The following is a 13,172-nucleotide window of genomic DNA, read 5'->3' as shown; positions in this document are numbered from 1 at the left end:
AATTTCCCACTTTATATTTGACGGATCACTGCAGATACAGGTGTTTACTTTAGATACCGGTCGCCTGTTCCCGGAAACCTATTCTACCTGGAGCCGTACACTGGAAAAATACAACCGGCCCATCACAGCTTATTATCCCGACAGCCTGACGCTCCAGCAATTTGTTGCCCAAAAAGGCCCCAACAGCTTTTATGAGTCGGTTGACAACCGCAAGCAATGTTGCTTTATCCGCAAAGTAGAGCCGCTTCAAAGAGCCCTGGAAAATAAAAGAGTATGGATCACCGGCATACGTGCCGAACATTCACCCGGCCGCAGCGATATGCAGCAAATAGAGTGGGACGCTGCCAATAACATCATAAAATATCATCCGCTGCTTCACTGGACAACAGATGAAGTAATTGCATTTATCAATACAAACAATATTCCCTACAATCCCTTACACGACAGAGGCTTTGTAAGCATCGGCTGTGCGCCATGCACCAGGGCCATTAAGCCTGGTGAAGATTTTCGTGCCGGCAGATGGTGGTGGGAAGATGCAACCCGGAAAGAGTGCGGGCTGCATGTACATGAGGAAAATGTGGGAAATGTGAAAATGTGAGAAATGCCTGCCCCGTCCGACTGGAGTCATCCGGGCGGGCGACTGAACAGGCGGGTGAAAATATTGCGGTCGGTACGTGACGAAGGAACGTCAGACCGCATGCAGCATTTGGAATTGAGCGCATGAACTTTAACTATAACACAATTAACTGAAATAGATGAACAACTACCATTTGGATTATTTAGACGAACTGGAATCGGAATCCATACATATTTTTCGTGAGGTTGCAGGACAGTTTGAAAAACCGGCCTTATTGTTCAGCGGGGGAAAGGATTCTATTACACTGGTACATCTTGCCCTCAAAGCATTTCGTCCCGGCAAATTCCCATTTCCCTTAGTGCACATTGATACCGGCCATAATTTTCCCGAAGCTTTACAATTCAGGGATCACCTGGCAAAGCAGATCGGGGAAAAGCTGATCGTGCGCAATGTGGAAGATACCATTAAAGCAAAACGGCTTACTGAACAAAAAGGAAAGTTTGCCAGCCGCAACCAGCTACAAACCTATACATTGTTGGATACCATTGAAGAATTTGGTTTTGACGTTTGCATAGGCGGCGCCCGCAGGGATGAAGAAAAAGCAAGAGCAAAAGAAAGGATATTTTCTGTTCGTGATGAGTTTGGTCAATGGGATCCCAAACGCCAGCGGCCCGAATTGTGGAACATTTATAACGGTAAAATTCATAAAGGTGAAAATGTAAGGGCGTTCCCTATCAGCAACTGGACAGAGCTGGATATATGGAACTATATACGCCGTGAAAAAATAGCATTGCCCTCCATTTACTTTGCGCACGACCGTGAAGTGCTGGAATACGAAGGACAGTACGTGGCAGTATCCGACTTTATACGGATAGACGAAACGGACGTGATTGTACAGAAAAAAGTGCGTTACCGCACAGTGGGCGACATGACCTGCACAGCCGCCGTGGCTTCAAGCGCTTCAACCATTGAGGATATCATCAGCGAAATCATAGCTACCAAAACCAGCGAACGGGGTGAAACAAGGATAGATGATAAAGTGTCGGAAGCGGCAATGGAAGACAGGAAGAAGAACGGGTATTTTTAAGTGGTAAGAAGTAAGGAGCAAGTGCCCGCCCGGCTGAACACCGTTCGGACGGGGTAAGTGATAAGTGGTAAGGGACTTTAAACGATAAACTATAAATAAGAAACTACAAATAACATCAATGGACATACTGAGATTTATAACAGCGGGAAGTGTGGATGACGGCAAAAGCACGTTAATAGGGCGATTGCTGTACGACAGTAAAAACATCATGGTGGACCAACTGGAAGCGATAGAAAAGCAAACCAGGAACAGGGCGGAAGGCGATATTGACCTGGCGCTGCTTACAGACGGGCTGCGTGCAGAAAGAGAACAGGGCATTACCATTGATGTGGCGTATAAATATTTTACCACACCCAAACGTAAGTTTATCATTGCCGATGCACCGGGGCATATTCAATACACCCGCAACATGGTAACCGGAGCGTCCAATTCAGACCTGATCGTTATTTTGATTGATGCCCGGAATGGCGTTGCTGAGCAAACCCGCCGGCACTCTATTATCGCATCATTGCTGAATATGCCGCAGGTGATCGTTGCCGTTAATAAAATGGACCTGGTAGATTATTCGCAGGACGTGTACAATAATATTGTTATAGAGTATGCCAAACTGGCCAAGGCGCTTGGATTAAATGATGTGACCTATATTCCCATCAGCGCATTGAAAGGAGATAATATTGTAGAACGATCCGCCGAACTGGAATGGTACGAAGGGGAGTCGCTGCTCCACCTCCTGGAAAATGTAGAAGTAGAAAAGGTGGTGAACCTGGATAAAGCCCGCTTTCCCGTACAGTATGTTATTCGCCCTCAAACAGAAGCATTGCACGATTACCGCGGATACGCAGGCAAGATCATAAGCGGTATTTACAAAAAAGGAGATGACGTAACCGTTCTGCCGTCGGGAGCAACCAGCAAAATCAAAGCAATAGAAACAGATGGCGGGAAGCTTGTTGATGAAGCATTTGCACCGCAGGCGATAGTGCTGCACCTTGAAGAAGATATTGACATCAGCCGCGGTGATGTTATTGTGCTGAACAATGACCTGCCGCAAACCGCACAGGAGCTTGAAGTGCTCTTATGCTGGATGGACAGCAAGCCACTGATCCCCGGCAATAAATACCTGCTCCAGATAAACAGTACAAGGGTAAGAAGCATTGTAAAGGATATTGCCTACCGCATGGATGTTAATTCACTCGAAAAAAATCATGCCCCGGCACAGGCGGAGCTGAATGATATTGTAAAAGTGGTGATCAAAACAGCGCTTCCTATAGTATACGACAGCTACAGGGATCTGCGTGTTAACGGCGGCGCCATACTGATTGATGAAACCAGCAATGTAACCGTAGGCGCCTGCATGATCCAGTAACAGCAGGTAAAAACGATCTTCGTTTAGTACGTAAAACAACACACACCGTATAAAGCAAAAATGTCTCAGAAAAAATTCATAGCGCAATTGGCCGAACGGAAAAATAAAACCTTTTTGGCTATTCCCGATAAGGAGCTGGCTACGCTTTTTGTTGATGATCTCTTCAGCTTATTGTTTCTTCCTGCCAGCCTGAGGCAGCAGAATCAATACGAACTGGAGAAAGCATTCGAATCGCTGAAGAGCCACCTCTCTACACTGGTATATGAAGTGGTAAAGGATGGCAAGGCGGCGCAAACCGCAAGCGATGATTTTTTTGCAGCGCTTCCCGGTCTGTACAATATTTTGCAAAAAGATGCACAGTCCATATTCCGTTATGATCCCGCAGCACAGTCGCCTGAAGAAGTGATCGTTGCCTATCCGGGATTTTATGCAATTGCTATATACCGGTTTGCCAACCAACTGTGGAAGCAGCACATAAAAACGCTGCCGCGGCTCTTTACCGAATATGCCCACAGTAAAACAGGCATTGATATACATCCCGGTGCAACCATAGGCGAGTCATTTTTCATTGATCACGGAACAGGTATCGTAATAGGTGAAACGACCGTAATAGGAAAAAATGTAAAAGTGTACCAGGGAGTGACCATCGGGGCATTAAGCATGTCGAGGGAAAAAGCTACAGGCAAGCGGCATCCCACCATTGAAGACAATGTTATCATCTATTCGGGCGCAACCATATTGGGCGGGGAAACGGTAATTGGTAAGAACAGCGTCATTGGCGGAAACATGTGGCTGACCAAAAGCGTGCCCCGTAATACAATTGCAGAGCATCAGAGCGGTATAACACAGGCAACAAAAACAGAGCTTTAATAACTAATAATTTTTTTCTCTTTAAAGTCTACAAAACAAGTTAACTAATCATGCCGGCAGAAACTTCTACGTATGGAAAAGTGGTACTGGCCGCCGCGGGGCCGGGCGATCCGGAGCTGATCACCATAAAAACTGCACGCTACCTGCAGCAGGCTGATGTTGTATTAACAGACCGCCTGGTGAGCAATGATATCCTGAAGGAGTATGTAAATCCCTTAGCCGAAATAATATATGTAGGCAAGCAGTGCCGCCGCGGTGCGTCTACCCCCCAGCAAACCATTAACGGGCTGATGCTGCAATATGCACAGTCCGGCAAATTAGTGGTCCGTTTAAAAGGTGGCGATGTATCCATCTTCTCCAATATCCTGGATGAGCTGCAGGTACTGAAGGAAAATAAGATCCCCTATGAAATAGTGCCGGGAGTAACCGCTGCTTTAGGTGCAGCCGCGTATGCAGGCATTCCTTTAACGGCAAGGGGATATGCAACGGCAGTACGGTTGCTCACGTATTACAAATCCGATACCGTGTCCGACCAGTACTGGCAGGAACTGGCGGCAACCAGTGATACACTCGTATTTTATATGTCGGCCGAAACGGTAGAAGGCATCGTATCCAAACTGGTCCGGTATGGCGTTGGCAGGGATAAGCATATTGCTGTAATAGAACAGGCCACCACAGCTTTCCAGCAGGTGCACACGGCCAATATATACGATTTCAATGATCAGCTTGGTGAAATGTCATTCCTGTCTCCTTCGCTGATCATTGTAGGCAAAGTAGTAGCCCTGCATGAGCAGTTCGCCTGGTTAGCGAACAGTGCAGAGCGGGAACATTATTTTAAACCCATAGCATCATTACAAAATAATATCAATAATAATCAGCAAGCCCATGTTAGCAGAGCATAGATTAAAAGCATTCCAGGATCTTATTACCCAGTCATCACGTGAAGAGCTGGTATGGATGAATGGATTTATTGCGGGACTGGTATCGGCAGAGGCCAATGGAACCGGTGCGCCCGCAGAAGCACAGGCAACGCCCCGTGTAAAAAAGATCTCTATTTTATTTGGTACCGAAACCGGCAACTCCAAAAAGGTTGCCACTGAATTTGCCGCGCAGGCAAAAAAAAGCGGCATCAATGTAAAGCTCAGTTCGATAGACCAGTATCGCATTACCGACCTGGTAAAAGAAGAATATACATTTCTCGTTATCAGCACACAAGGCGACGGCGAACCGCCTGTTACGGCAAAAAAGTTTTACGATCATATTCACCAGCAACCGCTTTCGCTTGATAAAATGAAATTCAGTGTGCTTGCGCTGGGCGACAGCTCCTATCCGATGTTCTGTAAAGCCGGTGAAGATGTGGACATCCAGCTCAACAAGCTGGGCGCAAAACGGATCGTGCCCCTGCAAAAATGTGATACTGAATATAGCGAAGAGGCAGCTATATGGTTTTCGCAGGTCATGAAAGCTTTAAGTGACGGCGGTAACAGCAGTGCAGCGCCTGCACCTGCCAGAAAACCCAAAGGCAAAAAAAATTATACGGGAACCATACTCACCAACCTGGATCTTAATGACAGGGGATCGAACAAGCAAACACATCACATTGAAATTGCCGTGGATGAAGAGATCAGTTACGAACCCGGCGATTCCATAGGCTTGATACCGCACAACAGAAAAGAGCTTGTAGAAAATATTTTAGCACTTACCGGCGCAGATCCCGACAGTCAGATCGAATTCAGGAAAGAGCGGTATACCATAGCCGATGTACTGACCCGTAAAATAAATATCATTCACCTGCCGGAAAGAGTGGTAAAGCAATACGCATCTGTTATACAGCAGGAAATACCCGATACACGCATAGACCTGATTGACCTTTTGCGTATTTATCCCGTTAAGGATGCGGCGCAATTTGAACAGGTAATACCTATCCTTGAACCCATCGCACCCCGGCTGTATTCCGTTTCTTCTTCACCTGAAGCCCATAGCGGCGAAGTGCATATTACGGTAGCCAGGGATAAATTCAGCATTAACGGGGAAATAAAATATGGACTGTGCTCTGATTTCTTATCGCAACTGGAGCCCGATTCCACAATTGATTTTTACGTTCACAAGAATACTCAATTCAAGCTACCCGCTGCCGACAAAGATGTTATTATGATTGGCCCGGGCACGGGCATTGCACCGTTCAGGTCTTTCCTTGCAGAAAGGGATGCAATAGGCGCAGGCGGGCGCAACTGGCTTTTCTTCGGCGACCAGTGCTTCGTTACCGATTTTCTTTACCAGACGGAGATCCAGAACTGGGCCGATACCGGCGTATTAACGAATGTGCATCTCGCTTTTTCACGCGATCAGAAATCCAGGATATATGTGCAGCACCGCATGCTGGAACATGCGGCAGAGCTCTGGCACTGGATCAGTGAAGGCGCTTACATATATGTATGCGGAACAAGAGCCCCGATGAGCACGGATGTAGAAAATGCCCTGATCCAGATTGCACAGCACTATGGCGGCAAATCGGTAACCGAAGCGGTTTCAGTTGTTGAAAAACTGAAAGAAGAAGGAAGATATTTGCTGGACGTATATTAGGCAGTGGTGAGTAGTGAGTAGTGAGTGGTGAGTGGTGAGTGGTGAGTAGTTAGTTTAAAATAATAATTAGCAAATAAAACAACATGTCTGAAAAAAATAACCTGTCATCAACGGAACATATAAAAATGAAGAGCGACGGTCTGCGGGGTACTTTAAAGGAAAGCCTGAGGGATCAGATTACAGGCGCCATCCGGGAAGACGACCGGGCGCTGGTAAAGTTTCATGGTATGTACCAGCAGGATGACCGCGACAGAAGAGCAGAAAGAAGCGCAAAAAAATTAGAATGGCTCTATTCTTTTATGATCCGCCTGCGCATTCCCGGCGGCTTTATCACCAGCGAGCAATGGGAAGCCCTGCATCATGTGGCAGGAAACTATACTACCGGCGTAATTAAAATTACCACCCGGCAAACCATACAGTTGCACGGCATTTTAAAGTCAAATGTAAAACCCACAATAAAAGCATTTAATACAGCCAAATTGGATTCCATTTCGGCCTGCGGCGATGTGAACAGGAATGTAATATGCGCCGCCCATCCAAAGTTCTCGCCTGTACATGAGGAAATATTCGGCTATGCTAAAAAACTAAGCCAGCTTGGTCTGCCTAAAACGAAAGCCTATTATGAAGTGTGGTTAGACGAAAAACCGCTGACCGACAAAAAGGAGGAAGAAGATCCGCTATACCAGGATAGGTACCTGCCGCGCAAATTCAAGATCGGCATTGCCATTCCGCCCAACAATGATGTGGATGTTTTTGCCAATGATTGCGGGCTGGTTGCGATACTGGAAAATGATAAGCTGATAGGGTTCAACATAGCTGCCGGCGGCGGCATGGGCGCCACACATGGTAATGCTGCCACCTACCCGCGACTGGGAACCGTGCTGGGCTTTGTTTCGGGTGAAGAAAAAGTTTTAAAAGCCGTTTACGAAATGATCACGGTTCAGCGCGATTACGGCAACCGCAGCGACAGGAAGTTGTCGCGGCTGAAGTATACGCTCGACAATATGGGCGTGGAAGCTTTTAAAGCCGAGCTGGAAAAACGATGCGGATTTAAGCTTGAACCTGAACGGCCTTATGAATTTACGGGTCGCACAGATTTTTACGGCTGGCACAAAAATCATGAAGGCAAATGGTACTATACGGTTTTTGTTGAAAACGGCCGGGTGCTTGATGATGAACAGCAGCTTTTAAAAACCGCATTCCTTGATATCGCACAGTTGCGTAAAACCAATTTCAGGTTTACCTGTAACCAGAATATTATCATAGCAGATGTAAACGAAGAAGATAAGGCTGAGATTGATGCGATACTGAAAAAATACGGGATCACTGATCATACAGATCATGCCAGTCCGCTTCGTAAGGAATCCATTGCCTGCGTGGCATTCAATACCTGTCCGCTGGCACTGGCAGAAGCGCAGCGTGTTTTACCCGGCATCATCTCCAAAATGGAACCCTTGCTGGATAAATACGGCTTGCAGGATGATAATATCAGTGTACGCATGACGGGCTGCCCCAATGGCTGTGCCAGGCCTTATGCGGCGGAAATTGCCTTTATAGGCACTGCCTACGGATTCTATAATTTGCAGATCGGCGGCGACAGAACAGGCACAAGATTAAATAAATTATACAGGGAAAGCTTAAATGAGGAAGCCCTCATACAGGAGCTCGACGGGTTATTCAAAATATATAGTGGTGAACGTGAAGCCGGTGAAACATTTGGCGACTTTGCCAAAAGAGTGAAGTGGGTGGAGTATTGATTAATTTGAAAATTTGAAAATGTGGGAATTTGAAAATGAAAGCGGTCGGCACGCGATACAGGAGCGTCAGACCGCAGTCAAATTTGTCAACCTTGCACCCTGTACCCTGCAACCCGAATCCTGAGCCATAAACTATAAACAACAAATTACAAACCACGACAGCTTCACTTAAACAATACAATGACAGAAACGACAACGATACAGGAAACCAATCAGCTCTTCCCTGTTTTTTTAAAGCTGGAGCAATTGAAGCTGCTGATCATAGGAGCGGGCAATGTTGGGCTGGAGAAGCTGCATGCAGTGCTGCAAAATTCTCCTTCTACTGCCATTACCGTTGTTGCACCGGAAGTAAAGGAAGCTGTAAAAGCTTTGGCCGGAAGGCATTCCGGTATAACCGTTATTGAAAGCGCCTATCATAAAACATTTTTGGATGATGCCGACCTGGTGATAGTAGCTGTGAATGATAAAGCATTGGGTGAACAGGTAAGATCAGACGCCCACGAAAGGGGCTTGCTGGTAAACGTTGCCGACACGCCGCATTTATGTGATTTTTACCTGGGGTCAATTGTAAGAAAGGGCAACCTCAAAGTAGCTATTTCAACCAATGGCAAATCGCCTACCATTGCCAAGCGTTTAAAAGAAGCATTTAATGATGTATTGCCTGAAGAACTGGATGATGTGTTGCATAATATGGAAGCTCTCCGTGCAAAAATGAACGGCAGCTTCGCACAAAAGGTGCATGAGCTGAACCATATTACCAGGGTGCTTTCTGTAAAGAATGTTCTTGAAACAAAAAATAATAGTGAAAAAAGATGGCGGCGTATCGTTACATGGTGCCTGTTTGCATTCTTTTTCATGTTCGCAGGTCATGTGGTGCTCTCCTACCTTCCTCTGGCAAGTCTTATTGATTCCATCAAAGAGGGCGCACAGCAATTAGACAGCAGGTTTTACTGGATGATCCTTGCGGGCTTTCTTGCACAAATGGTAGATGGCGTATTGGGTATGGGTTACGGCGTGGTATCTACTACGGTATTGATGTCGCTTGGTATTAATATCGCCGCTATTAGTGGCAGCATACATACAGCGGAAATGTTTTCGAGTGGCGCTTCGGGCTATAGCCATTATAAATTCGGTAACGTAAATAAAAAATTATTCAAGGCGCTGTTGATCCCCGGCATAGTGGGGGCCGTACTGGGCGCCTTTTTGCTTTCCAAATTCGGTGAGGAGTATGCAGGGTACATCCGGCCGCTGATCGCTACCTATACCATGCTATTGGGTGTACGCATTCTCATCATTTCTTTCAGGAAGAAAAGCAAAAAAAACAAAAAAGTAAAACGTGTAGGATGGCTGGCCGGCGCAGGCGGATTTTTAGATTCATTTGGCGGCGGCGGCTGGGGGCCGTTGGTTACCAGCACACTGATATCGAAAGGCCGGAGCCCGCGCTTTGTGATAGGCTCCGTAAGCATAACAGAATTTTTTGTAACGTTCGCCAGCGCACTCACTTTTTTTACCATGATCGGTGTAAGCCACTGGCAGGTTATTGTTGGACTGATCATCGGGGGCGTGATAGCGGCGCCGCTGGCCGCAAGGCTGGTTGGTAAGCTCCCTGCCAAAACCATGCTTATAACAGTAGGTTCCATGGTAATCATCTGGAGCCTCAGGATATTATTAAAGTCGGCGGGGGTGTTTTAGCATCCGTTGTTTATTAATACAGAATTGCGTAAAAAACAATATTTCATCGCGTTTCGTAAGAAGAGAGACAACAGAAGTCAGATCCTCCTGTTGCCGTTTCACGCTTAACTTAACAACAGACAGTCTGGCAGTACCATCATTATGAGAAAATACAGATGGTCCTGTAAAGCGGATTAACTACCGGTTAATTGGGCGGAACAGTTCAAAAACCCCGATTGCTTTGTATCTTTGCCCCCAAATTTTAAAAGCAATGCCGTTAATGCAATTACACCGCACCGAAAATGATTACGGATTTACCGCTACAGACTCCGGAGGTAATAAGCTGTCTATTGATATTCCGGAAGAACAGGGAGGCAACAGCAAAGGTTTTCGCCCTATGCAGTTGTTGCTGGCCGGCCTGGGCGGATGCAGCGCAGTGGATGTGGTAAGCATATTAAAAAAGCAGAAACAAACCATAAAAGACTTTTCCATTGATATAGACGGTGAAAGAGAAAAAGGGAAAGAACCCTCTCTGTGGGAAGAAGTGGAGATCACGTTTCATTTATCCGGAGAGGTTGATGGCGCCAAAGCGCACCGCGCGGTTGAGCTGTCCATGAACAAATACTGCTCCGTTGCAGCAACCCTGCACAAGGCAGGAGCAACATTAAAATGGAAAGTAGTGGTGAATGGGAATGAGGTGAAACTATGACCGAACACGCAGGGAATGTGAAATGAACATCAGCATAGCCGTTATCGCAACAAGCTGCCCGCTATACACCAGTGTTTCGCACTTCACTTTTGGCAATTTAAAAAAAATTTAAGCAGATGAAGCAACATCCTATTACGCAGGCTGTGCGTATTCAAACCTCCCGTACCAATGAGATGGAGCATAGCACCCCTTTATTCCTTACCTCCAGCTTTTGTTTTGAGGATGCCGAAGAGATGCGGGCGGCATTTGCAGGAGAGAATGACAGTAATATTTATAGCCGGTTCAGCAACCCTACCGTTCAGGAACTCATCGATAAAATGTGCGCGCTTGAGGGTGCCGAAGCAGGTTTCGCCACTTCTTCGGGCATGAGCGCCATCTTTGGCTGCTTCATGGCTTTTTTGAGCAGCGGTGATCATTTGCTGAGCTGCAAATCCATATTCGGATCCACGCATACCATCGTTACCAAATACCTCTACCGCTGGAAAATAGATTACAGCTATGCGGATATCAATAAACCCGAAACCTGGGAATCACTGATCCGGCCCAATACCAAAATGATCTACGTAGAAACCCCCACCAACCCTGGACTGGATATTGTGGATATGGAATGGCTGGGTAAGCTGGCAAAAAAGCATGGCATCATCCTGCTCGTGGACAACTGCTTTGCCACACCGATCCTTCAAAAGCCTGCTGAATACGGGGCAGACCTGGTATTGCATTCAGCCACCAAATGGCTCGACGGACAGGGACGGGTGCTGGGAGGCATAGTAGTGGGCAGGGAAGACCTTATCAATGAATTGTACCTGTTCTGCAGGAATACCGGGCCATCGCTATCTCCTTTCAATGCATGGATATTAAGCAAAAGCCTGGAAACGCTGGATGTACGCATACACCGGCATTGCGATAACGCCGAAGCGTTGGTGAAGGCGCTGGATGGCCATGCAAAGCTGAACTGGATCAAATATCCTTTCCATCCTTCTCACCCCATGTATGCAATTGCCAAAAAACAAATGACGCGCGGCGGCGGACTGGTTACTTTCGATCTGAAAGGAGGCGTTGAAGGCGGCAAGAAATTTATGGATGCCTTGCAGATGCTCTCTTTAACTTCTAACCTGGGCGACACCCGCAGTATTGCTTCTCATCCCGCATCTTCCACGCATTCCAAGCTCAGCGCGGAAGAACAGGAATCTGTGGGCATTACACCCGGATTGATACGCGTTTCCGTAGGACTTGAGCATGCAGATGATATCATTGCCGACATTGTGCAGGCACTGGAGAAAAGCTAACGCGGTGCTGTGCTGAACGTGAAAAGTGAGAAGTGAAACGTGAGAGCTAAATCGTTCTTTTCCGATAAGAGTCGTTTTCATTTTTTATCTTCATAAACCTGAACCGTTTATGATCTTAAATTGTATGGAAAAACAAAAACGACTGCTTTCCGTTGATGCCCTCAGGGGCTTTGACATGTTGCTCATTTCGGGCGGAGGCGCTTTTTTAGTTCGTCTGAAAGGCACTACCGGTTTACCCTGGATAGATTGGATTGCCAGACAACTTACTCATCCTGCATGGAACGGGTTTACCTTTTACGACTTTATATTCCCGCTTTTTTTATTTACAGCAGGCATTGCATTGTCCTATTCCATACAATCGGGAATAAGCAGGGGAATAAACAAAAAAGAGTTATACAGGAAAGCATTCCGCCGTATGCTTATTCTTATTGTGCTGGGCATACTCGATAAAAATATTCCGCTGAATGTTTTTGATCCGGCTCAAATACGCTATGGCACGGTGTTGGGCCGTATCGGGCTCGCCACTTTTATTACTACCCTTTTATACCTCAATCTCTCCTCCCGGCAAAGGCTTTACTGGGTAGCCGGCATATTGATTGCTTATTGTGCCGCACTCTTTTTAATACCTGTTCCGGGCTACGGCGCCGGTGATCTTTCTTTTGAAGGGAACCTGGTGGGGTGGTTCGACCGTACTTTCATGCCCGGCCGGCTGCTGCAAAAAACCTACGATGAAAATGCTTTGCTCACTCAAATGCCCGCACATTGCCTTACCGTTCTGGGCGCATTTGCCGGGGACATGCTTCAAAAGCAAAAACCGGGATATAAAAAACTACTGGAGCTGAGCATAGCAGGTATAGCTTCCATTGCACTTGGATTGTTATGGAGCAGTTTTTTCCCGCTCAACAAGCATCTATGGACCAGCTCATTTATTTTGCTCACTGCCGGCATGGCTTTTCTTTTCCTCGCATTGTTTTACTGGATCACTGATGTGCATGGTTACCGCAAATGGGCCTTCTTTTTTAAGGTGATCGGCATGAATTCACTTGTCATCTATCTGGGTATCCGCTTCATAGATTTTGATTACAGCTCCAAATTGCTCTTTGGCGGATGGTATATGCATGTAGCCGAAAAATGGCAACCCGCCTGCAATGCTTTGGGCGCGCTGATACTGGTTTGGCTATTGTTGTATTTTTTATACAGGAAGAAGATATTCATTAACCCACATTGCAGGAAAAGTTCCGTTAAATGTTAAAATTACTGCTGTGGGAA

12 protein-coding genes are annotated in these 13,172 nt (G+C 46.4%); all 12 read left to right on the top strand.

The window, feature by feature from the left end; genetic code table 11:
- Positions 1 to 598 (top strand): phosphoadenylyl-sulfate reductase (locus PLH26_RS14610; RefSeq protein WP_324586771.1); only part of this gene is annotated, 598 nt, incomplete at its 5' end.
- Between the two features lie 3 nt (positions 599 to 601).
- Positions 602 to 724 carry a hypothetical protein gene (locus PLH26_RS14605; RefSeq protein ID WP_324586770.1) on the top strand — a complete coding sequence of 41 codons (123 nt, stop codon included), beginning with the start codon at positions 602 to 604 and terminating at the stop codon, positions 722 to 724.
- Between the two features lie 31 nt (positions 725 to 755).
- Positions 756 to 1,664, top strand: a complete 909-nt coding sequence (cysD, locus tag PLH26_RS14600; protein ID WP_324586769.1) for a sulfate adenylyltransferase subunit CysD — start codon at positions 756 to 758, stop codon at positions 1,662 to 1,664.
- A gap of 118 nt (positions 1,665 to 1,782) precedes the next feature.
- Positions 1,783 to 3,027, top strand: coding sequence for a sulfate adenylyltransferase subunit 1 (locus tag PLH26_RS14595; protein WP_324586768.1), 1,245 nt, complete (start codon positions 1,783 to 1,785; stop codon positions 3,025 to 3,027).
- Between the two features lie 60 nt (positions 3,028 to 3,087).
- Positions 3,088 to 3,897, top strand: a complete 810-nt coding sequence (epsC, locus tag PLH26_RS14590) for a serine O-acetyltransferase EpsC (protein ID WP_324586767.1) — start codon at positions 3,088 to 3,090, stop codon at positions 3,895 to 3,897.
- 50 nt (positions 3,898 to 3,947) lie between these two features.
- Positions 3,948 to 4,799, top strand: a complete 852-nt coding sequence (gene cobA, locus PLH26_RS14585) for a uroporphyrinogen-III C-methyltransferase (protein WP_324586766.1) — start codon at positions 3,948 to 3,950, stop codon at positions 4,797 to 4,799.
- Positions 4,783 to 6,480, top strand: a complete 1,698-nt coding sequence (locus PLH26_RS14580) for a diflavin oxidoreductase (RefSeq protein WP_324586765.1) — start codon at positions 4,783 to 4,785, stop codon at positions 6,478 to 6,480. The genes cobA and PLH26_RS14580 overlap by 17 nt, the downstream gene beginning before the upstream one ends.
- An 83-nt stretch (positions 6,481 to 6,563) precedes the next feature.
- Positions 6,564 to 8,237 (top strand): assimilatory sulfite reductase (NADPH) hemoprotein subunit, encoded by a 1,674-nt coding sequence (gene cysI / locus PLH26_RS14575; protein ID WP_324586764.1) that lies wholly within the window; start codon positions 6,564 to 6,566, stop codon positions 8,235 to 8,237.
- 180 nt (positions 8,238 to 8,417) lie between these two features.
- Positions 8,418 to 9,929: a TSUP family transporter gene (locus tag PLH26_RS14570; RefSeq protein WP_324586763.1), complete on the top strand. Its 1,512-nt coding sequence runs from the start codon at positions 8,418 to 8,420 to the stop codon at positions 9,927 to 9,929.
- A gap of 259 nt (positions 9,930 to 10,188) precedes the next feature.
- On the top strand, positions 10,189 to 10,617 hold the full coding sequence (locus PLH26_RS14565; protein ID WP_324586762.1) for an OsmC family protein: 429 nt from the start codon (positions 10,189 to 10,191) through the stop codon (positions 10,615 to 10,617).
- 116 nt (positions 10,618 to 10,733) lie between these two features.
- Positions 10,734 to 11,903, top strand: coding sequence for a trans-sulfuration enzyme family protein (locus PLH26_RS14560; protein ID WP_324586761.1), 1,170 nt, complete (start codon positions 10,734 to 10,736; stop codon positions 11,901 to 11,903).
- Between the two features lie 124 nt (positions 11,904 to 12,027).
- Positions 12,028 to 13,155 carry an acyltransferase family protein gene (locus PLH26_RS14555; protein ID WP_324586760.1) on the top strand — a complete coding sequence of 376 codons (1,128 nt, stop codon included), beginning with the start codon at positions 12,028 to 12,030 and terminating at the stop codon, positions 13,153 to 13,155.
- Positions 13,156 to 13,172 lie beyond the last annotated feature (17 nt).

This window comes from Agriterribacter sp. (assembly GCF_035444585.1).
GTDB lineage: Bacteria > Bacteroidota > Bacteroidia > Chitinophagales > Chitinophagaceae > Agriterribacter.
The sequence above is the reverse complement of the archived record's forward strand: the minus strand, read 5'-3'. Positions and strand labels throughout refer to the sequence as shown.